Raw genomic sequence first — 21,607 nt, forward strand, 5'->3', positions numbered from 1 at the left:
GAATCCGGGGATGTTTCAATCCCTGATACCTAGTTGGCGTGCAAACGTTGTAACCAGCACCGGATGCAGCGGAGCTATCTGGGGTCCGGCCCCAGGGGGAGCGCCGCCGAGGGGCAAGGGTACTACCTTTTGCGCACTACATACCTATTAAAGCAGATAAGGAGAGGGTATGACCAGTCAGCTTCGCCGTTTTATTCTACTGGGGGGTATAACCCTGGCAATTTCCGGATATGTGTATCTTAATCTGCCTCTGGCACAGGTTCCTTGGATTGCCCGGGTTCTGGGATTGGGGAATTTACCCGGGGACCTTCCCTGGTATGCGAACCGGTTCGGTTCAGCGTTTCTTCTCATGGGGCTGGTTCCCATGGGGTTATTCCGGCTCCTGGGCTGGCGCTGGAACCAGGCATATCTGAGGCCCCGGGGAGAGTTTATTACCGATCCGGTGTATTGGGTCCTGGTGGCAGGGTTTCTCGGTGTGATTGCCCTTTCCGCAGGCAGTCCCCCCATCCGGGGGTTTTACCCCTTTTCCAAGACCCTGGGGGAGATGGCTGCCCAGGATGGCTGGGGGTACTTCTTGATCCACGGTGTATTGTATGTGGGGCTGTACTACCTGCCCTGGGAGATTTTGTTCCGGGGAATTCTGATAGGCGGATTGATCCAGGAGCCTGGAAGCATGACCAGGGTCGAGGCTAGGGCTGGCCTTGGTAGGCGGCCGGCGGGAGCCGGTGAGGCTGCCGGGGAGGTCCCGGGCAGGAGGGACGGGAAGGGAAGCCTCCGGGCATGGAAGGCGAGCCTTGCCGGGCCACTGGGGCTGGCGGGGGTTCAGGTGCTGCCCACGGTGTTGCTGCATATTAACCATCCCTTTTCCGAGGTGGCCGGGGCGGTGGTGTTTGGCCTGGTAGCGGGGCTGATGGTGGTGCGCTACCGGAGCATTCTGCCGGTATTGGTGCTGCACGGGGCCGCGGGGCTTTTGACCGACGGCATCATAATCGCTGCCGGGTAGGGTGCCGGAGCTTGTAGAGCCGGTGTACAGGTCGGGAGGCATGGGAATCACCCTAGGAATAGAGAAAATATAGGCCCCAAGGCGATGGGGGGCTTGTCCGGGGGAGTAGAGCTGTTTATCATGATTTCACCAAAACAGACCGACGGGAGACCAATGTGAGCGAATTAATGCAACACCTGGTAAACGGATTGACCCTGGGAGGGATTTACGCCCTGATTGCCCTGGGCTATACCATGGTGTATGGAATTCTGAAGTTTATAAACTTTGCCCACGGGGAAATACTCATGATGGGTACCTACGCCGGGCTTTTTACCTATAACCTGCTACGTACCGGGCTTCAAGGACCGGCTCTGGTGGGGGTGTTTTTTGTGAGTGTCCTGGTGGCTATGGTAGCCGGGGGCACCCTGGGGGTTGTGGTCGAACGGATTGCCTACCGGCCCCTGCGGCGGGCTCCGCGTCTGGCGCCCCTGTTGAGCGCCATCGGGGTGTCTATTATTTTGATGAACCTCGCGGGGTTCGTGTTCGGTACCAAATCCCTTAAATATGAGTATCCCTTCAGCAATAAGCCCTTTGTTGTGGGCGGGGTTTCGATTACCCCCAATCAGCTGCTGATTCTGGGTGTTTCGGTGGTGATGATGGTGCTGCTGAAGCTCTTCATCGACCGTACCCGCATGGGACGGGCAATGCGGGCAACCAGTTTGGATCAGGATGTGGCCCGGCTGATGGGGGTGAGTGTGGATACCATCATCAGCCTGACCTTTGCTATCGGTTCAGCCCTGGCTGCGGTGGCGGGGGTACTTATTGCCCTGGAATTCAAGGTGTATCCGACCATGGGAACCATGGCCGGGCTTAAGGCCTTCGTCGCAGCCGTTGTGGGAGGAATCGGGAATATTTCCGGTGCCATGATCGGCGGGGTGCTCCTGGGGATTCTTGAGACCTTCGGGGTGGCGGTGCTGGGTATTCCCGTGGGCTTAAAGGATACCATTGCCTTTACGGTGCTGATCATCATTCTTTTGGTGAAGCCTGCGGGTATCTTGGGTAAGGCAATTCGGGAGAAGGTGTAACTATGATTAATTTTGTTTTACTGCTCCTGGTATATATGGGGATTTATTCGATTCTGGCCCTGAGCCAGAACCTGATTACCGGGTTCGGGGGAATGCTCAGTCTTGCCCATGCTGCGTTTTTTGCCATTGGCAGCTACACCACGGCAATCATGATGCATTCTGCGGCCCAGGCCGGGGCAGGGTTTGATCTGATCTGGGCGTTTATGTTGTCGGCCCTGTTGAGCGGTTTGCTGGGGGTGCTCATCGGACTGCCGACCCTGCGGCTCCGGGGGGATTATCTGGCCATTGCGACCCTGGGATTCGGGGAGATTACCCGGAATGTGATCCTGAACTGGGATTCCCTGACCAGGGGGCCCATGGGGTTCAGCGGGTTGGCTGCCCCGAAAATTTTGGGGTTGCAGCTGGATCCGACCAATAAGTGGGGTTATGTGATCATGACCTGGCTGGTGGTGGCCCTGGTGTTCCTCCTGCTCCGGCGATTGACCAGGAGCAGGATCGGCAGGGCTCTGGATGCGGTCCGGGAGGATGAGATCGCCGCCTGGTCCATGGGGATAAATATTACCCAATACAAGGTGGGGGCCTTCATTGTAGGGGCCCTGGTGGCTGGGTTCGCCGGAACCCTGTGGACGGCCTACAACCAGTCTGTATCGCCGAATAGTTTTGATTTTCTTCTGTCTGTGAATGTTTTATGTATGGTGGTTCTGGGAGGTCTGGGGAATCACTGGGGTTCCATCCTCGGTGCGGTTCTCCTGGTGCTGGTGGCGGAGCTGCCACGGTTATTGGGGCTTTCCAGCATCCTGCCCCCCCAGGTGCGGCAGATTCTCTTCGGTGTTGTACTGGTGTCTATGATGATTTTCCGGCCCCAGGGGATTATTGTCCGGCGGAGACCGGCGTTACCCGGCCGGAGGGCCGGGGGCGGCGGATCTAGTGGAGGGCCTGGCGGCGGGTCCGGAGGACGGGCCGGCAGCAGTCCCGGACAGGGCATAGGGGATGCGGCGGTGGATGTTTCCGGGGGTGATGCATGAATGTGCTGCTAGAGACGAAGGGCTTGACCCGCCGGTTTGGCGGGGTAGTTGCGGTGAATGAGGTGGATTTCATGGTTCCACCCAATCTTATTTCCGGATTGATCGGTCCCAACGGTGCGGGGAAGACCACCCTGTTCAATACTATTACGGGTATGGATACGGCAACCTCGGGGGGCGTTACCCTTGAAGGTCGGGATATTACCAAGGCTCCGGCCCATGCAATTTCCCGGTGGGGTATCGGCCGTACCTTTCAAAATATCCGGCTGTTCAAGGAAATGACGGTGCTGGAGAATGTTCTGATCGGGCGGCATGGGAAGAACAGCCATATGGGAAGCTTCGGCAGCCGGTTTGTGCATGCCGTGGCGAGCTTTTTGATGATCCAAAAGGATGAGCAGGAGTTGCTTGAGGGTGCCTGGCGCTGGCTGGATTTTCTTAATCTTGGTGAATTCGCCCATAATCTGGCAAAAAACCTGCCCTACGGTAAACAGCGGGAGCTGGAAATCGCCCGGGCCTTGGCAACCGAACCGAAGCTCCTGTTTTTGGATGAACCTGCAGCAGGAATGAACCCTGCGGAAACGGCGGAACTCATGGATACCATCCGCCGGATTCGGGATACCGGGGTGACGGTAGTGCTCATTGAGCACGATATGAAATTGGTGATGAATATCTGCGACCGGATTACCGTGCTCAATTACGGCCGGAAGATAGCCGAGGGAACCCCCGGGGAGATCCGGCAGAACGAGGAGGTCATTGAGGCCTACCTTGGAAAGGATGACGATTAGGTATGTCAGAACATCTTATTTCAATCCGGGATATTCAGGTCAATTACGGAAACATCCAGGCTCTGAAGGGCATTTCTATTGATGTGCCGGAGGGTGAGATCTGTTGTCTGATCGGTGCAAACGGGGCGGGAAAAACCACCCTGCTTAAGGCCATTGTGGGACTAGAGCCCCTGGTAGCCGGATCTATTGAGTTCGACGGACAGCTGATCGCCTCCTCGGAGAAGCGTAAAAGCCTTGCGACCAATGAGATTGTCAGCCGGGGAATTGGCCTTGTTCCCGAGGGGCGCAGGGTATTCGCCGACTTGACCGTGGAAGAGAACCTGGAAATGGGGGCCTTTTTAATCCGGGATGAGGCCAGAATCCGGGAAAAGAAGTCAGAAATGTTCGAATTGTTCCCAATTCTGGAGAAGAGGCGCAGGCAAAAAGCGGCAAGCCTCTCCGGGGGGGAACAGCAGATGCTCGCTATCGGCCGGGCTCTCATGAGCAGCCCCCGGGTCCTGCTTCTGGACGAGCCAGGGTTAGGCCTTGCTCCTCTCATAATCAAGCATATTTTTGACATCATTGCCCGGGTAAATCGGGAAGAGAAGGTCACGGTGTTCCTGGTTGAGCAGAATGCCAGGATGGCTCTGTCCGCTTCGACCAAGGGCTATGTAATGGAAACCGGAACTATTGTGCTAGCCGATGAAGCTCGGCTGCTCCTAGAAAATCCAAGGGTGCGGGGCGCATACCTCGGAGAATAACCATACCCATTGAGGAGGCAGGGAATGCAGATCGCACGGATAATGACGAAAAATCCCTTTACCATTGGACCGAAGGCAAAGGTTACCGAGGCTCAGGCGTTGATGCGTCGGGAGCGGATTCACCGCCTTCCGGTGGTGGACGGAGGGGGACGGCTTGTGGGGATAATCTCCGAGAAGGATCTACTGAACGTCTCACCCTCACCGGCTAGTACCCTAGACATGTATGAGATGAGCGCTCTCCTGGCAAAGATTACCGTAGATTCGGTGATGACTAAAAAGACTATCGTAGCCGACGAGGCGTGTTTGATCGAGGATGCAGCGAGAATGCTGGTGGATAATGACATCGGAGGGCTGCCCGTGGTGAACAAGGATCATGTGGTGGTGGGGATTGTCACCGAATCGGATCTGTTCAAGCTGTTCATTGAAAGTTTCGGGAGCCGGAAGCGCGGACTGCGTATTACCTGTCTGGTACCCGAGCGTCAAGGAGAGTTAGCCGAGCTCACCGGGGCCCTGAGTGCCAAGGGCGGTAATATCATCAGTCTGGGAACCTTCCCCGGTGAAGACTCCACAAACTCCATCGTCGTCATCAAACTTGAAGGCTTGGAGCAGACCCAGGTCTCGGCAATCATTGAGCCGCTTATAGTCCAAGAGCTTGATATACGGGAGGTGTAAACACCTGCTTGAGTAGGAGGTTGATTATGGTAACCCCTACCATGGTAAGAAATATCCACCGGATGAGCCTAGTGCCCCGGTGGATAACCACGTGGCTTCCCAGATAAGCGCCGCTGACCTGGAGAAGTCCCATGAGCAGCCCAAGTGCCGGGGCAATGGATCCGGCAATGGCGAAAACCCCCAGGGAAACGAGATTGCTGGTAAGGTTCATAACCTTCGTCGAGCCTGTGGCGTGTTTCAGATCCATGCCCAGGAGTCCCACAAAGGCGATGGTCCAGAAACTACCCGTCCCGGGGCCGAAAAACCCGTCATAGAATCCCAGGAGCAGGCCGAATCCGAGGTAGAACAATGGTTCTTTCAGCTTTGGCGCCTGGGTGATCTCCGATACATCCGGTTTAGCCAGCATGTACACGAACACACCGATCAGGAGAACCGGAATTATCCTGTTCAAAAAGTCCGGGTTTATGCCCTGGATGGCCAGGGTTCCTCCGGCAGCCCCCACAAAGGTCCAGAAAATCCCCCCTGCCATGGTCTTTGGCGAGGCCAGTCCCCGGCGGCTGTAGCGGATGGCGGCGGTTAAACTTCCAAAGCTTGCCTGGAGCTTGTTTGTTCCTAAACTCAGGTGTGGGGGGATTCCGATGCCCATGAGTACCGGTACGGTAATGATACCTCCGCCCCCGGCGATGGAGTCGATGAAACCCGCTGCAAAGGCTGCCAGTAGCGCAAGTCCGAGCTGGAGCACCGAGAGATTGCCTCCGAAGAGTTGAGCATCAAGGAGGGGGGCAGTGATGGAGGACATGAATTCCGGCATGAGAGGCACTATAGCGGATGCGGTGCCGGTGGACAAGCTGGATCATGTATTTTTCTCGACTGGTACGGCTTTTTTGGGTACCATAGACTCTATGAAAAAACACATACAACAGTACGCAGAATTGGTGGTACAGGTTGGTACCGCCTTGAAACAAGGACAGAATCTGCTCATCCAAACCGGAGTGGGCACCTTCGATTTTGCACGAGAAATCGCCCGGGCAGCCTACCGCAGGGGTGCAGGATTTGTGGATATCCGGGTTGTGGATAACGAGCTTCTGAAAGCCCGGCTCGAACTAGCGGATGAACAGACCCTGGATTACGTTCCGCCGGCGGTCATTGCGGATAGCTACCAGCAACTAGCTGAGGATTGGGCGAGAATCAGGATTGACAGCACAGAGGAGCTCGATGTGCTGAAGGGGGTCGATTCGGCGAAACTCGGCCGGGTAACCCGGGCCAACCGGAGCGCCCTATCCGTCCATCGGGATGCTATGATGCGCCACAAGCATCAGTGGCTGGTCATTGCCGCCCCGGGCCCGCGATGGGCTCAAAAGGTCTTCGGCGGTCCCGAGGTGGGAGTTGACCCCAGACTTGATGAGGAGCGGACGGAAAAACTCTGGTCGCAGATGGTTAAGATCCTCCGGCTGGATACCCCGGACCCAGTGGCAACCTGGCAGGATCTGGCAAAAACCCTAAAAACCCGGGCTAAATCCCTGGATGAGATGAAACTAGACTACCTGCATTTTACCGGTCCTGGCACTGATCTGAAGGTAGCCTTGACCGAAACCTCGGTGTGGGCCGGCGGACCTTCCAAGACCCCCGAGGGTACGGTGTTTGAACCGAACCTCCCCACCGAAGAGGTATTCACCACCCCGGACTTCCGGCGAACCTCGGGGCGTGTCGCCTGCACCCGGCCGGTAAAGGTGATGGAAAGCCTGGTATTGGGTGCCTGGTTTGAGTTTAAGGATGGAAAGGTAGTGGATTTCGGGGCAGACCAGGGTAAGGATGTCCTGGAGAAGTACCTAACCGTTGATGAGGGAGCAGGGTACCTGGGAGAGGTTGCCCTGGTGGACGCATCGAGCCCTATATACCAGAGCGGTCTGCTGTTTAACAGTATTCTCTACGACGAAAATGCCAGTTGTCATATCGCCCTCGGGGCGGGGTATCCCTTCTGCCTGTCCAATGCCCATGACCTGAACTCCCCTGCCCAGCTCAAAGAAGCGGGCTGTAACGTCAGTTTAGTTCACACCGATTTTATGATCGGCAGCCCCGAGGTAGATGTAACCGGTGTAAGTAAGAACGGCGAGGAACACGCCGTCATCCGCCAGGGCAGTTTCGTCCTCTAGGGTTCGCCCGGAGGTCGCGCGCCCTGGAGGCCTCGGGGCGGCGGTTTCCAGAGCTACCTGGAAGGGCTCCGGCTCACCCCGGGTGATGGTGGTACCCACCAGTTTTCTAAAACTGCTCTGCAATTTTGTAAAACGTGGCGGCTGGCAAGCCCGCCGCCACGCTATCTGAGGCTGCCCACTAACGATCCGTGGGAAGTCAGCCGCCAAGCCTGCCTGCTACTTCGATTCTTGCTATCTTAGAGCGCGGATAGACATATCCCGGGTTCTCCCATTACAGAGTACTGATAGGACCCTCCCGGATCCATGAATCCGGGAGAGACGGGATTAGAGGCGGCTTAGGAGGATTTCCTCGATTTCCTTGGGGCCGATGGCCTGGTTTTCCCCGATTTTGCCACCCCGCTTTCTAAAAATTTCAGCGATGATACCCGGACACTCATCCAGGGGCGGGGCGGAGGGCGGGATGTGGTATTCCTGGAGCCGGGTATGAACCCCAAGATTTTCGAAGAACAGCACCATTCGCCCAATTGCCTCGTCCATGAGCACGGTTTCATCCCCCTGGGATAATCCCCAGACCCGCCGGGCGAACATAAGCAGTTTGTCTTTCTTTGCCTGTTTTTCATGGGAGAGCAGTCCCGGCAAGACGATTGCCAGGGTTCGGCCGTGGTCAATCCCGTACATGGCTGTGAGTTCGTGTCCGATGGCGTGGGTTGCCCAGTCTTGCACGGTACCTACTCCGATGATGCCGTTGAGCGCCATGGTGGAGGCCCACATCAGGGTCTCCCGGTATTGGTAGGCGTGGGGTTGTTTGAGGCAACGGGGGCCTACTTCTATCAGGGTCGTTAGAATCCCTTCAGCCCATCGGTCTTGGATAGGCGTGTTAACATCCTGGGTGAGGTACTGTTCGGTGGTGTGGACAAAGGTGTCGACAATACCGTTGGCTGTTTGTCTGAGGGGGAGTGAGAAGGTGGTTTCAGGATCGAGGATGCTGAACCGTGGGTAGAGATGAGTGCTGCCGAATCCGATTTTTTGGCCGATTTCCCTGCGGCTGATGACTGAATTGGTATTCATTTCCGAGCCGGTGGCCGGGAGGGTTAGTACCGCACCCACGGGCAGAGCGCCCTCGATAGGGGCCTGGCCGGTAATAAGGTCCCAGGGCTCGGTCATGGCCGTTCCATTACCCCGTGCCCAGGCTGCTGCTGCAATAAACTTGGCGGCATCCAATACACTTCCCCCTCCCACGGACAGGATAAAATTCAGGTTGTGTTCTTCTATGAGGTCCAGGGCTTTCAGGCAGGTTTCGTACTCGGGGTTGGGTTCGATGCCGGACATTTCGGTTACTATGGGAGCTGGAATAGCCAGGGCGGTTTTTACCTGATCGTAGACCCCGTTTTTTTTGATGGATCCGCCGCCGTAGAGCAGTAACACTCTGGCGTCTTCGGGGAGCAGGCCGGAGAGGGATTGGATGGTGCCCCGGCCGAATTCAATCTGGGTCGGATTTTGATAGGAAAAGTTTTTCATGGCTTCCTCCTAGGTGGTATACTGGTGGACAGTACCGGATATTGTAGCATCCCACTGCAATCCATACCAGATTCCTCATGAAAAAGGATGTACCGTGACTAAACCAACCGATCTTGAGATTGCCAGACTGGCTGTACCCCTGCCTATTACGGAAATTGGAAAAAAAATCGGGCTTTCGGCCCAGCAGCTGTACCACTACGGTCCCCACATTGCCAAGATTCAGGGAACTTTCCCGGATCAGAGCCTGGGGGGCAAGACTCAGCCCCAGGGTCACCTTATTCTTGTTACAGCCATGAATCCCACCCCGGCGGGGGAGGGAAAAACCACGGTCACCGTGGGGTTGGGGGATGCGCTATCCAAGATAGGCAAAAAAACCTGTATTACCCTCCGGGAGCCATCCCTGGGGCCGGTGTTCGGCATGAAGGGTGGTGCTGCAGGGGGCGGGTACTCCCAGGTAATTCCCATGGAAGACTTGAACCTGCATTTTACCGGGGACATCCATGCAGTGGCCACGGCCCACAACCTTCTTTCCGCATTAATTGACAACCGGTTATACCGGAGGATGGAGCCCAGACTGCATATAAAGAAGGTGTATTGGAAACGGGTTATGGATATGAATGACCGGTCCCTGCGGTCCATGGTTTGCGGCCTGGGAGCCGGCGGGGGAACGCCGAGGGAAACGGGGTTTGACATTGCCGTTGCCAGCGAGGTTATGGCGATCCTCTGCCTTGCCGAGGGGCCTGAGGACCTGACCCGGCGTCTTGCCAATATTATCGTGGGTATGGATGAGTCGGGCAATCTGGTTCGGGCAAGGGATTTTCAAGCCCAGGGAGCCATGGCTTCCCTTCTACACCGGGCCCTGCTTCCGAACCTAGTGCAAACCCTGGAGCATACCCCGGTAATTGTTCACGGCGGTCCCTTTGCAAATATTGCTCACGGGACGAATTCCATGGCTGCTATTAAAACGGCCTTGAGCAGGGCGGACTACGTGGTTACCGAGGCAGGATTCGGAGCGGATCTGGGGGCTGAAAAGTTTCTTGACATCGTCAGCCGAAAGGGTGGCATATGGCCCTCTGCCGGGGTGATTGTGGGGACGCTCCGGGCTGTAAAAATGCACGGGGGAGTGGCTAAGGCTGACTTAGCGAAGGCAAATTCCCAGGCTATCCGCCGGGGGTCGGCGAACCTTCTGGCTCACGCTGAGAACCTGACCCAGGTTTACGGGTTACCGGTGGTTATCGCTCTGAACCGGTTTCCCTCCGACAGCCGTGAAGAATTAGATTTACTGGCCCAGATCATCCGGGAGGCGGGGTACCCTGTCCAGGAAGCCGATGTGTGGGCCCGGGGCGGGGGCGGCGGTACGGGCCTGGCTGAACAGGTTGTTCAGGTTTGTAAAAAACAGAGCCCCCGGTATCTTTATGACCTTGAAACACCGGTAGAGGAAAAGATTTCGGCAATTGCCCGGAGAATTTACGGTGCAGGTAGGGTGGATCTGAGCGATTCAGCCCGGAAGACCATCGAGATTTGTAAATCTGAAGGCCTGGATACCCTGCCGGTGTGCATGGCTAAAACCCAGTACTCCCTAAGCGCCGACCCGAACCTACTAGGACGCCCCCGGGGATTTGACCTACCGGTCCGGGAAATACGGATATCCGCCGGTGCCGGGTTTCTGGTTGCCCTGACCGGTGATATAATGACCATGCCGGGGCTGCCAAAACACCCTGCTGCGGAGGGTATTATGCTCGATGGTGAGAATCGCATTCATGGGCTCTTTTAAGGTTCCGCAGGGGGTACGCGACTTTATTGCGTGTAAATGGATTAGCCAATCGCAGAAATCATATTGCTTGCGGCATGCGTAAATGGAAAAAGCAACTCGTTTCACAGAAATGAGCTGCTTTAGTTTGGCCGGCGCATGGTTGATTCACAACTCCGATTTGAATCAACCTCGGTTGTAACCGTCCGTGCTGCCGACCCTGCCTGAGGCGTGGGCCTTGGATGGAGCGGCTTATCCGGTGCTTTTTACGTGGTGCGCAAAAGGTTGTAAAAGACACAAGATATAGCGGAGCAACCTAAGTTAAAAATCGCATGAGCGAGGATGATCATGAAATACCAAGATTCACGGTCCCAGGAATTTTTTTCGGTTAATATCGTGTTGTTCTACATATGTTACGCCTTCATCATGTTGGGGGCGGCGTATGCTATCTATCTGGATTTCGGGTATTGGGACGAACCGCCCATCATAAAAATTGTTGATGTGGGTGGATTTGTACTGATGGTGATCTCCTTTATCTTATCCATGACCGGTAAGATTACTAAAAACATCGGGGCTGCCCTGGTATTATGGATTGCAGCGTTTATGTGGGTGGTGTCCACCATCGTCACTACCACCAATGGTAAGGCGGTGGAGAACGGCGTCTATACGCTTTTGGTGCTAACCGCCATTGCCGGGGGATCTGCCTTTTTGGTTCACCGCCAAACTGTTGTAATTCTGGGTCTGATCAACTTCGGTATACTGACCTTTTTAACCTACTATAGCCCGGTTCCGTCGCTGTATAATATGTATCCGCTCTTTGCCATTGTTATTATTGGTTTTACGGTGGTTCTGTATTACTACCGGTTTCTCCTGGATTCTCTGGTTATCCGATTGAATAACAGCTACGACAACCTCCAGCTTACGAGTATGGAACTTAAGCGGTTGAAGGATAAGGCGGAGAATCTGAATGCCCAGAACCGACCCTTTGTGGTCTTCGGAAAGAATACCGCAGGTCTGGTACATGATTTTAAGAATGACTTGAGTCTTTTTACGGCTAGTCGCTCTCTCTTGGAACTGAAGATACAAAGAAATATGCCGATCACCCCGGATGATCTGGGGAGTCTGAATAATGGAATCCGCCGCTTGGAGGAGAGGATTGACCGGGTTAAGTTTATTACCTCTGCCCGGGAGGATGCGCCCCTGGAGGATTTGGATCTTGTAAGTTTAGCCCATCATGCTGTGTATCCCTTCACCCTGACGCGGGAGGTTAACCTCGCGGTGAATTTTACCTTCGAGACCCCCGATGAGCCGGTGATTCTTCAGGGGCAACGCTTTTTGCTGCTGCAGATCATGGAAAACGTAGTGCGTAACTCCTGCGAAGCTATTATGGAACAGGGGGAGACGGGGCAAATAACGATTACCGTATCCAACCGGCAGGATTCTGCTGTGCTGTCTATTCATGATACCGGTCCGGGTATTCCCTTCTGTGTGGACTGTGACCGGGAGCAAAGGGATTGCGCCACCTGTTTTGCCTTCGAGATTGGAAAAACAACCAAACCCAACGGCTCGGGCTACGGAATGTATAACGTCATGCAGGCTCTAAAAAACCTCAAAGGGACTATTCAGATCTTTTCCGGTCCCGAGCGGGGAACCTTGATTGAAATGACCTTTCCGCGGCAGGCTTCCGAAACCACTGAACCCACTGAACCCACTGAACCCTGAGACAGCCTCCTTGACTTATATACCCCGAGGGGGTATATTTTACTGACCTTGGAGGTTCCTGCAAAACCTGTATCGCAAGAACCATGAGGACACCTACCACGCTTCTCGTTGGTAATCGGTCGGCAGGAAGCCGAAGGTGTAGAACCGGCGGGTTGTTCAGTTACCGGATACCGGGTTCGGGGGCTGTGAGGGGTGTATACGGTTCTGCAGCTGTACAAACGGTCTTGGATCCTACCGCCCGGGTATCTGGGGCGGCTCGTTTACGGAGGATACTATGTCGGAAAAACAAACGACCTTGCATATAGAAGGGATGTCCTGCACCTCGTGTGCTGCATCCGTGGAGAAGGCATTGAAAACCCTCGAGTTTGTAGGGGATGCCCAGGTGAGCTTCGCCGGTAAAAAAGCGGTGGTCCGCTATCGGGATGAGGAGCAGGAAGAAGATATTCGTGACCGCTTTGCCAAGGTTATAAAGGATGCCGGATACAGTCTTCTGGATCCGGTTAAGCGTCGAGAGGAGGAGGCTGCCCATTTGCGGAAAGAACGCCTGCGGCTGACCTGGAGCTGGATTCTGACCGCACCCTTGGCGATAAAAATGCTCCTGATGATGATCTGGGATATTCACCTTGTACCCCTGGCTGTGGGTATTTGGGTTGATGTTCTGGTCTCAGGAACGGTCATCTTTGTAATCGGCTGGCCTGTCATCAGGACGACTCTGAATAATTTCAAAACCTTCCGGTTCAGCATGGACGCCCTAATAGGAATCGGAACCATCGCAGCCTTCAGTACCGGAATTCTGCGGATTCTCGGGGTACCGGTACTGAGCTTTACCGACATCGGGGCCATGATTATGGCAATAAACTTTATCGGTAACTACCTCAAACTTCGGGCGACCGGCAGGGCCAGCAGCGCTATTCAGGCGCTGTTAGAACTGGGAGCAAAAACCGCCAACCGTGTGAATAGCGACGGCACCCTTACCCAGGTTCCGGTGGAAGCCTTGCGGGAGGGAGACCGCGTCCGGGTTCTTCCCGGGGAGAAAATCCCCTTAGACGGCACCATCGAGTCCGGGCAGACTGCCATTGACGAGTCGATGATCTCCGGTGAATCGGTGCCGGTAGATAAGGCGCCGGGAGACGAGGTCATCGGGGCTACGGTTAATCAGATGGGGGCGGTAACCGTCCTCATTTCGAAAACCGGAGAAGATACGGTACTGAGTCAGATAGTCCGGATGGTGGAGCAGGCCCAGGGCAGCCGGGTTCCTATTCAGGATGCCGCGGACCGTATTACCGGGGTGTTTGTTCCGGTAATCATGGTTCTGGCTGGGCTCACCTTTGCACTGTGGATGATCTTCCCCCAGATGGGCGGTCAGCTGTTAGCCTGGGCGGACGGTTTTTTACCTTGGATATCCCTGGGTATTCCGCCAGCCAGCCAGGCCCTTTCTGCTGCAATCGCGGTATTGGTTATCGCCTGCCCCTGTGCCCTGGGATTGGCTACCCCCACCGCCCTGATGGTCGGAATGGGCAAGGGCGCTGAATCGGGGATTCTGATTCGTAACGGGGAGGCCATTCAGGTTGCGAAAAACCTGACAACTGTTGTCTTTGATAAGACCGGTACGCTAACCGCTGGAAGGCCGCGGCTTACCCTGATCCAGGGGCGTTCGGAGGACGGCCGGAGTGTCTATGAGGTTGGGTTTTCCGGGGATGGATCTGTGCAGGGTGATTCTCATGGTGGGGCATTCCATTCTCTGGTGGGGATGCTACATGCCTTGGAGTCCCACTCCGAACATCCCCTGGCCAAGGCCCTGGTCCAGGACCTGGCCGGAGTTGTCGACGGAACAGCTGAGGAACTAGGAGAAACCCGGGTGATTCCCGGCCGGGGAATCCGGGGAACCCTGGGGAGAACCGCCTCCTCTGTAGCAGCCGGCAGCCGACGGTTCATGGAAGAACTGGGGGTTGAGAGCCGGGAGTTTGAGGCCTTTGCCCAGGCTGAAGAGAAGCTTTCCAGTCAGGGACATACCCTGGTGTATGTTGTCCGGGACGGATCACTCCTGGGACTGGCCGCTCTGGCGGATACCGTGCGCCAAGACGCCCGGGACGGCATTGCCGCCCTGCATGCCATGGGGATACAGACCGTCATGCTCACCGGAGATAACCACCGGGCCGGGGAGCATATTGCCCGGGGGGCAGGCATCGACCTCGTGTTCGCCGAGCTCCTTCCCCAGGATAAAATTCAGAAAATCAGGGAGCTCCAGGCCCGGGGCGAGCAGGTAGCGATGGTGGGAGACGGTATTAATGACGCCCCTGCCTTGAAGCAGGCCCAGGTCGGGATTGCCGTGGGTACCGGCACGGATATTGCTATTGAAGCTGCGGATATTACCCTGATGTCCAATAGCCTGGCCGGGGTGGCCAGAAGCATTGAAATCAGCATAAAAACCTTCGCAAAAATCCGAGGAAACCTTTTTTGGGCTTTTATGTATAATGTCGTTGCGATTCCCTTGGCAATATCCGGAATGCTGCATCCCGTGGTGGCTGAGATTGCCATGGCTTTAAGCAGTATTACCGTGGTTGTGAATTCCCTGCATTTAGCGCGGAAGATCGAGGAGCGGCCTGGGCGCCAAAGAAGGACAGGGTAGCATCGCCGAGGCGGAAATGTATATTGGTTTACCGTTATTCAGCGGCGGAGAATAAAAATTTATACCTAAGGAGGTATGTATGGGATTGTTTTCAAAGAAGAGTGTTATGACGGTCCGGATACCGGACATGAACTGCGGGCATTGTGAGGGAAAGGTGAGTTCGGCCTTGACCCAGGTGTCGGGGATCGACAAGTTTACGGTGGATCTGCCGGCAAAGACGGTTAGCATTACCCTAGCAAAGAAGGAACCTGCGGATTTTGAAGCGGTTCAGCATGCCCTGACCGAGGCGGGGTATCCCGGCGAACAGGCCTAGGGAAGCCGGCGTGACGATTAAAGAGGTGGCCCAGCGGACCGGTTTATCGGAACACACCCTGCGCTATTATGAGCGGCTAGGGATTATTTCCGGGGTAAGCCGGTCCGAGTCGGGCTACCGGGATTATTCCGAGCAGGATATCGGGTGGATTGATTTTATTCAGTGCCTGAAGCGTACGGGTATGCCCTTGGAGGACCTGCGGGAGTTTTCTCAGTACTTGAACTGCGGGCAGCCTTCTGCAGAGGATTACCAGGCGGTCTTGGATATTCTGAATCAGCAGCGCAGCCGGGTATTGGATCAGATTGAAGAGCAACGAAAATCCTTGGGGCACATTGAATTTAAACTGTCTCTCTTCAGCGAAAAGAAACAGCGCTCCCTGGAGGAGTCTGGCTGTGAGGGGCGAATGGTTCCCCCGGGGTCTACTCAATAAGCCCTTCGGAAAGCGAAAAACTTAGGCTGAGCGGTATGACCGAGAGGGAGATGATATGCTCCTTCTCGAAGGGTATGTCTGTAAGGCGGAGATTGGCGATGAGTTCCTTGGCGGTTTCCACCCCGGGAATGCGGGCTAATACCAAGAGCTGCTCTCCCGCCCGTTCCCCACGGTCGCGGAAGAATCCGGTAAAGAGACTAAACTCGCTTTCCAGGCTCTTATCCAGGTTTTCTCCCGAGAGGCAGGAGGCCTGGTTTATGCCTACACTCTGCAGGGCCAGAAACACATCTTCTTTATAATCGATATCGTTGATTTCTAGGATCATTAACTGCATGAATTCCTCCCGTAGATTCCTCTATTTTGTATCCTGATCATGGCTATGGATTTCTCCAGCTTTTCCCAGGGCGAACCGGGTGAGCAGGGGACCGATTATTTCGGTAATGATGGTGGTGAACAGCAGCACGTTGATAATCACCGTAGCAAGATCATGGCCGGCCGGACCGAACCGGGGGTTGGTGAACTGCTTGCTGATGGCCAGGGCCAGCGCCAGGGCAACCCCTACCTGGGGAAGCAGGGAGAGGCCGATGAGCCCGCGGATTTTCTTGGGTGCCCGGCCGATTATTGCACCCAGGGTAGCCCCGCCGATCTTTCCCAGGGCCCGGGCGGCGAAGTATACGAGTCCCAAGAGTCCGATTCTGGAGATGAGTCCAAGATTTAGATGGGCCCCCCCCAAGATGAAGAACGCCGCTAAAAAGATGGGGGTAAGGCTTCCAAGAATACCTTCGCTCTTCTTACTGAGTACCGGGGATGCATTGGCCACGATCATCCCGAATACCATAATGGACAGAAGTTCGGATACATGGAGGATCTCACTGATTCCCAGGAGACCGAAGATGGCTGCAGCTAACAACAGGGTAATCCAGTCGTTGTTTTTTACCCGTCGGAGAACTGCCACGTACAGGAACCCGGCTACAAGACCGATGCCCCCGGCCATGAGCAGGGAGAGTACCGCTTTACCCAGCATGTGGCCCCCTGAGAGGGTAGCTCCGGTGAGGTTGGCAGCTACAAACCCCTCAACAAATACGTAAATAATCAGGGCAACGGCATCGTCAATGCCAACCACCGCCAGGATTGTGGAGGTCAGGGTTCCCTTCGCCTTGTATTGCCGGATAACCGCCACGGTGGCTGCCGGCGCGGTAGCCGAGGCAACGGCTGCCAGAAGAAGGGAGGTATTGAGATCCGCACCGATGATCAGGTAGACCCCGGCGAAGACAACCCCGAAGGCCGCCAAACACTCCAGGACCACAATGCTGAGAATGCTCATGCCCAGGCGCCGGATAACATCGAAACGCAGTTCGCTGCCTATCAAAAATGCGATAATGCCCAGAGCAACCGTGGAGAGAGGGGAAAGGGCTGTCAGGATTTCTTCATTCAGCAGACGAATGACGGATATGCCCAGGATTACACCCAGGAGAACATATCCGGTGACCTCGGGGACCTTGATGGCCGAGGTAAGGACCTTTACCGCGTATGCTGAGGCGAAGAGGGCGGCCAGGTATAGAAATAGATGCAACTCCATGATACTGCTCCGGCCTAGAGTTCGGAGAACTCAGCCAGGATGGCCTGGGCATCCGGCGCCTTCAATAGGGCTTCACGTCTGCCGGCATTTTTTATTACCAGGGTTATTTTTGAAAGGATCTTTAGGTAATCTGACTGTCGGTCAGCGGGACCGCCGATCATGAAAACCAGGCGGACAGGCTGTTTATCGATGGAATCCCAGTTGACTGCCTCCCGGGTTACCCCGATGAGTACAAAAAAGTCCGCGATGCCGGGGATTTTGGCGTGGGGCACCGCGACCTGGAGGCCGATTCCGGTGCTCATAATCTGCTCACGCTCCAAGATGGCGGTGCGGAACTGGTCCAGGCCCGGAACCATGTTCATATCCGCAGCGTGGCGGCACATGGTTTCGAGAATCTGGGATTTATCTGTTTCGGTTAGAAAAAGGACGGAGTCCGGGGTAAGATACGTACTAATTTGCATGGATGACCTGCCTTATTAGGGTTGTGATAGGATAGCTTTTTACCGATACTTATGTAAATCCCCTTGGGAATAACCGGTTTAGTGTGAGTTCCCATGTTCCAGAGGAGTAGGCATGAAAAGGTTGGATTTCCGGATCCGGGTGGCGTTAGTAATCGCCTTGGTCGTTGTTGTGAGCCTTATTTATCAGTTGGCTGGGTACGGGGTCATGTGGGCCTTCCTCTCTAAGGATTTGGGGAGATTGGGCAGCTATCTCCTGGATTCCTTTGATGTGGTTGCCATGGCCACGCCGATTATCCTGATCGTGGTTTTGTTGCTGTTCCGGCAGATGACTCCTTTGTACAAGGCGGTCAAGAGCATTGAGGCCGGGGACGCTCCGGATGATGCCCTGTATTTCAAGGCGCGAAGCCGGGTCACCCAGATGCCGAGAACCATCCTGATCGTGAATATCATCGGATACACCATCGGGAGTCTGCTGAATTTCCTCGAGAAGCCCGGGTTCATGGCCACTCCCCAGGGAGTGATTGAGTTGCTGCTCAATGTTACCGCCGGGGCGCTGTTCTCCCTGGTACAGATCGGTATGATCAATCGTATTTTGGCTCACCCCCGGCGGATTCTGGGTATAACCAGCATCGACCGCAAGAACGGTGAGAAGGAAATGAGTATCTGGACGAAGCAGCTGCTTACTGCGGGTCTACAGATCTCCTACGCCGTATTGTTCATTGTAAGTACCACCCTTCAGCCCATTATCCGTGATTCCATCTACAGCGAGGTTCAGACCAAGCGGATGGAGGGCACAATTTCCGCCGCCCAGGCCGAGGAAGAGTACTATCAGCTGGTGAACCGGGAGCTTCTAACCTTGAATCCCCAGCGGGACTATCCCTACGACAGGTCCCCGTCCTCCAACCGTGACTACGCCGGGGTTTTTCTGCTTTCCTTCTTCCAGGTGTTGGCGGCGGCCATGGTGATTCAGTATCTGGTGTCCCGGGGCGATACGGATGAACTACGGCGGATGAGGCATAGCCTGCAGCGGTTGAACAATGACGATCAGGGGGATGATGAGCACCTCATTCTGACCAGATACGATGAACTTGGCGAGATCAGCCAGGAGATCAATACCCTTATTAGTCAGCAAAAGGAACGGATTGCGCACATTGAGTATGTGAGCGAGGATGTGGCCCAGTCGAGCCAGCAGATGGCCGGGGTTATTTCCCAGGTTTCAGCCTCCATCAACCAAATTCTGGGTAATATCCAGGAGGTGGATGATGATGCCCGGCACCAGGTGGAGTCGGTTCGACAGACCGGGGATTCCATCAGCCGGATGCTGAAGGCCTTCGATGAGATTTCCAGTAACGTGGATACCCAGGCTGCCTTCGTGGAGGAGACTTCCAGCGCTATCAACGAGATGGCGGCGAGCATTCAGTCTGTAGCCAAGGTGACCCAAAATGCCAACCAGGTAGCCTCTGAACTGGATGAGGTAGCCAGGCTGGGATCATCTTCCGTGCGGAACTCTCTACTATCCATTCAGGAGATAGAGGGGTCCTCAAAAAAAGTAGGGGATATACTCCGGGTCATGACGAAGATTGCTGCTCAGACAAATCTCTTAGCTATGAATGCCGCCATTGAAGCGGCTCATGCCGGGGCTGCGGGCCGGGGCTTTGCCGTAGTGGCCGAAGAGGTCCGGAACCTGGCTGAAAATTCCCAGGTGAGTGCGAAGGATATTGCATCTCAGATCAAGGCGATGCAGGATCTGGTGGCCAACGGGGTTAATTTATCCGGGGAGGCAGGGGATTCTCTGACCAGGATTTCTGAGGATATTGATAAGACCACCACCCTGATTAACGAGATTGCCGCCGCAATGAATGAGCAGAGCCAGGGAACAACCCAGATTCTGGAGGCCATGACAAGTCTGGTAAGTTCCACCGAGAAGATCCGTGAAGAGAGCCAGGCTCAGCATGAACGCTCCCAGGAGATCCGGGAGGCTATCAGCCAGATGGTGGGCAGTTTTGAACAGGTTCATACATCCATGAATGAACAGGTGCAGGGAAGTCGTGATATTTTGACTGCCGTGGAGAGTCTGAGAAGCGTTGCGGAGAAGAATACCTCCATTATTACCCAGTTGCGAGGGTTATTTAGCAAGGAGGGCTCCGAGGTTTAGCCGATGGAAGGTGCGTTGATGTGATGATTACCTAGTATGTAAAAGGTTGTACCATTGCACCCCGGCGGTACCACCCATGGGTGGACGTATAGATTGTCCCGCTATATCCGGTGTCGTTTACAACCTTTTGCGCACTAGATGATGATAAAACAGGAACTGTGAACACAGGCCGGGCAAGGTGACTGCCCGGCCTGTGTTATTGTGATTAGTCTTGATCCACGTAGGCGGTTTCTATTTTGGCCGCTTCTTTGGCCTGCTGAGCCAGGCGCTCGGCTTCGATTTCCTTTTGTTCTTCCAGGACCTCTTTATCAATGTCCGGGAGCAGAAGGTTGAGGACGATCCCCACCAGGGTAGCCAGGGCGACCCCGGAGAGCTCGAATTCCAGCCCTTCCCCAGTGGCAAACTTCAAGGCTCCGCCGCCGATACCGATGACGAGAATCACTGAGGAGACAATGAGGTTCCGTTTATGGGAGTAGTCCACACCGCTTTCCACCAGGGTCCGGATTCCGGCGCTGGCGATGATCCCGAAGAGCATCATGGTGATGCCTCCCATAACAGGGCTGGGAATGGTCTGAATGAGCAGTCCGAACTTATGGAAGAAGGACAGAACCAGGGCAATGACGGCTGCACCGCCCACAACCCAGACGCTGTACACCCGGCTGATGGCCATTACACCGATGTTTTCGCCGTAGGTGGTGTTCGGGGGGCCGCCGAATAGGGCTGCCACGCTGGTGGCCAGACCATCCCCCAGGAGGGTTCGGTGTAATCCCGGTTTTTCATAGATGTCTTTTCCAATGACCCGGCCTATAACCAGGGTATCCCCCAGATGCTCGCTGATGGTTGCCAGGGAGACAATGAGAAATACACTGATGGGAATAATATCGAACTTTAGTCCCATGATACTGGGGAGGCTGATCCAGCCACCCTCTTGAACGGCACTGAAATCAATGAGGGCAAAGGCGGGGTTTACCGAACCCATGATCAGGGTGAAGAGATACCCGCCGACGATGCCGAGGAGAATTGGAATCACCGTAAAAAATCCCTTTAGGAAGATGCTGGAAATAATGGCGATGCCCAGGGTGACCAGGGCGATGAGGACTGCGGGCATGGAGAACTCACCGTCCAGGTAGAACACCTGGCCCATGGCCACGGGGCTGAGGCTCAATCCGATGACGATGATCACCGATCCGATGACTACCGGAGGCAAGAGCCGGGACAACCAGGACTTTCCGAAGAGGCGGATGAGGCCAGCAACCAGGGCATAAAAGATTCCCACCACGAAGGCTGCCCCCAGGGCGTACTCCGGGCCGTAGGCAGGGCTGGTCCCGACGCTGATCAGGGGAGCGATAAAGGCGAAGGACGATCCGAGATATGCTGGAACCTGGCCGCCGGTAACGGCGATGTAGAGCAGGGTTCCGAGTCCGGATGTAAAAAGTGCCACCGAAGGACTGAATCCCGTTAATAGGGGGACCAGGACGGTGGCACTGAACATAGCAAATACATGCTGGATACTGAGGGGAATCCACTTAGCCAGGGGCGGCCGCTCGTGGATACCGATGGGTTGGTGATGCATAGAATTCCTCACTTGTGGTTTTTTTGTGTGTATACCAC

Annotated in this window: 19 protein-coding genes; 13 read left to right on the forward strand and 6 right to left on the reverse strand. The window is 55.2% G+C overall.

Annotated features, from left to right (window positions below):
- Positions 1-169 precede the first annotated feature (169 nt).
- The 6 genes from DC28_RS10050 to DC28_RS10075 all read left to right on the forward strand — a co-directional run bounded on the left by DC28_RS10050 (position 170) and on the right by DC28_RS10075 (position 5,286).
- Complete coding sequence (locus tag DC28_RS10050) at positions 170-1,003, forward strand: CPBP family intramembrane glutamic endopeptidase (RefSeq protein WP_037548093.1); 834 nt, start codon at positions 170-172, stop codon at positions 1,001-1,003.
- A 167-nt stretch (positions 1,004-1,170) separates the two neighbouring features.
- On the forward strand, positions 1,171-2,067 hold the full coding sequence (locus tag DC28_RS10055; RefSeq protein WP_037548094.1) for a branched-chain amino acid ABC transporter permease: 897 nt from the start codon (positions 1,171-1,173) through the stop codon (positions 2,065-2,067).
- Between the two features lie 2 nt (positions 2,068-2,069).
- Positions 2,070-3,092 (forward strand): branched-chain amino acid ABC transporter permease, encoded by a 1,023-nt coding sequence (locus DC28_RS10060; RefSeq protein ID WP_081942121.1) that lies wholly within the window; start codon positions 2,070-2,072, stop codon positions 3,090-3,092.
- On the forward strand, positions 3,089-3,874 hold the full coding sequence (locus DC28_RS10065; protein ID WP_037548095.1) for an ABC transporter ATP-binding protein: 786 nt from the start codon (positions 3,089-3,091) through the stop codon (positions 3,872-3,874). Before DC28_RS10060 ends, DC28_RS10065 begins: the two co-directional genes overlap by 4 nt.
- A gap of 2 nt (positions 3,875-3,876) precedes the next feature.
- Positions 3,877-4,614: an ABC transporter ATP-binding protein gene (locus DC28_RS10070; protein ID WP_037548096.1), complete on the forward strand. Its 738-nt coding sequence runs from the start codon at positions 3,877-3,879 to the stop codon at positions 4,612-4,614.
- 24 nt (positions 4,615-4,638) lie between these two features.
- Positions 4,639-5,286, forward strand: a complete 648-nt coding sequence (locus DC28_RS10075; RefSeq protein WP_037548097.1) for a CBS and ACT domain-containing protein — start codon at positions 4,639-4,641, stop codon at positions 5,284-5,286.
- On the opposite strand, the gene DC28_RS10080 is transcribed toward DC28_RS10075, so the two are convergent.
- A complete protein-coding gene (locus DC28_RS10080) occupies positions 5,252-6,097 on the reverse strand; it encodes a TSUP family transporter (protein ID WP_202962969.1) in 846 nt (281 codons plus the stop codon). The genes DC28_RS10075 and DC28_RS10080 overlap by 35 nt on opposite strands.
- Before the next feature lie 91 nt (positions 6,098-6,188).
- Here DC28_RS10080 and DC28_RS10085 point away from each other — a divergent pair, with 91 nt between their 5' ends.
- Positions 6,189-7,439, forward strand: coding sequence for an aminopeptidase (locus DC28_RS10085; RefSeq protein ID WP_037548393.1), 1,251 nt, complete (start codon positions 6,189-6,191; stop codon positions 7,437-7,439).
- A gap of 324 nt (positions 7,440-7,763) precedes the next feature.
- Here DC28_RS10085 and DC28_RS10090 read toward each other — a convergent pair whose 3' ends face one another.
- Positions 7,764-8,957: an iron-containing alcohol dehydrogenase gene (locus DC28_RS10090; protein ID WP_037548098.1), complete on the reverse strand. Its 1,194-nt coding sequence runs from the start codon at positions 8,955-8,957 to the stop codon at positions 7,764-7,766.
- Positions 8,958-9,051: 94 nt separating this feature from the next.
- On the opposite strand from DC28_RS10090, the gene DC28_RS10095 reads away from it, so the two are divergent.
- From DC28_RS10095 to DC28_RS10115, 5 genes are all read left to right on the forward strand, one after another.
- Entirely contained in the window at positions 9,052-10,731 is a 1,680-nt protein-coding gene (locus tag DC28_RS10095) for a formate--tetrahydrofolate ligase (protein ID WP_037548099.1), read from the forward strand.
- Between the two features lie 324 nt (positions 10,732-11,055).
- Complete coding sequence (locus DC28_RS10100) at positions 11,056-12,429, forward strand: sensor histidine kinase (protein WP_162180222.1); 1,374 nt, start codon at positions 11,056-11,058, stop codon at positions 12,427-12,429.
- A gap of 274 nt (positions 12,430-12,703) precedes the next feature.
- Entirely contained in the window at positions 12,704-15,058 is a 2,355-nt protein-coding gene (locus DC28_RS10105; protein WP_037548101.1) for a heavy metal translocating P-type ATPase, read from the forward strand.
- Positions 15,059-15,137: 79 nt separating this feature from the next.
- Positions 15,138-15,371: a heavy-metal-associated domain-containing protein gene (locus tag DC28_RS10110; protein ID WP_037548102.1), complete on the forward strand. Its 234-nt coding sequence runs from the start codon at positions 15,138-15,140 to the stop codon at positions 15,369-15,371.
- A 10-nt stretch (positions 15,372-15,381) separates the two neighbouring features.
- The gene (locus DC28_RS10115) at positions 15,382-15,801 is read left to right on the forward strand and encodes a MerR family transcriptional regulator (protein ID WP_052078741.1); all 420 of its coding nucleotides are present in this window, start codon (positions 15,382-15,384) and stop codon (positions 15,799-15,801) included.
- Here the strand turns inward: DC28_RS10115 and DC28_RS10120 are convergent.
- Genes DC28_RS10120 through DC28_RS10130 form a run of 3 tightly spaced genes read right to left on the reverse strand, consistent with a single transcriptional unit; the run spans position 15,791 to position 17,841 of the window.
- A complete protein-coding gene (locus DC28_RS10120; RefSeq protein ID WP_037548103.1) occupies positions 15,791-16,135 on the reverse strand; it encodes a hypothetical protein in 345 nt (114 codons plus the stop codon). The two genes, DC28_RS10115 and DC28_RS10120, sit on opposite strands and share 11 nt — an antisense overlap.
- Positions 16,136-16,156: 21 nt before the next feature.
- Positions 16,157-17,380 (reverse strand): cation:proton antiporter, encoded by a 1,224-nt coding sequence (locus DC28_RS10125; RefSeq protein WP_037548104.1) that lies wholly within the window; start codon positions 17,378-17,380, stop codon positions 16,157-16,159.
- Between the two features lie 14 nt (positions 17,381-17,394).
- Entirely contained in the window at positions 17,395-17,841 is a 447-nt protein-coding gene (locus DC28_RS10130) for a PTS sugar transporter subunit IIA (protein ID WP_037548105.1), read from the reverse strand.
- Positions 17,842-17,953: 112 nt separating this feature from the next.
- On the opposite strand from DC28_RS10130, the gene DC28_RS10135 reads away from it, so the two are divergent.
- On the forward strand, positions 17,954-19,996 hold the full coding sequence (locus tag DC28_RS10135; RefSeq protein WP_037548106.1) for a methyl-accepting chemotaxis protein: 2,043 nt from the start codon (positions 17,954-17,956) through the stop codon (positions 19,994-19,996).
- Positions 19,997-20,201: 205 nt separating this feature from the next.
- Here the strand turns inward: DC28_RS10135 and DC28_RS10140 are convergent, their stop codons facing one another.
- On the reverse strand, positions 20,202-21,569 hold the full coding sequence (locus DC28_RS10140) for a solute carrier family 23 protein (RefSeq protein WP_081942124.1): 1,368 nt from the start codon (positions 21,567-21,569) through the stop codon (positions 20,202-20,204).
- Between the last annotated feature and the right edge of the window lie 38 nt (positions 21,570-21,607).

The organism is Spirochaeta lutea, from assembly GCF_000758165.1.
GTDB lineage: Bacteria > Spirochaetota > Spirochaetia > DSM-27196 > Salinispiraceae > Spirochaeta_D > Spirochaeta_D lutea.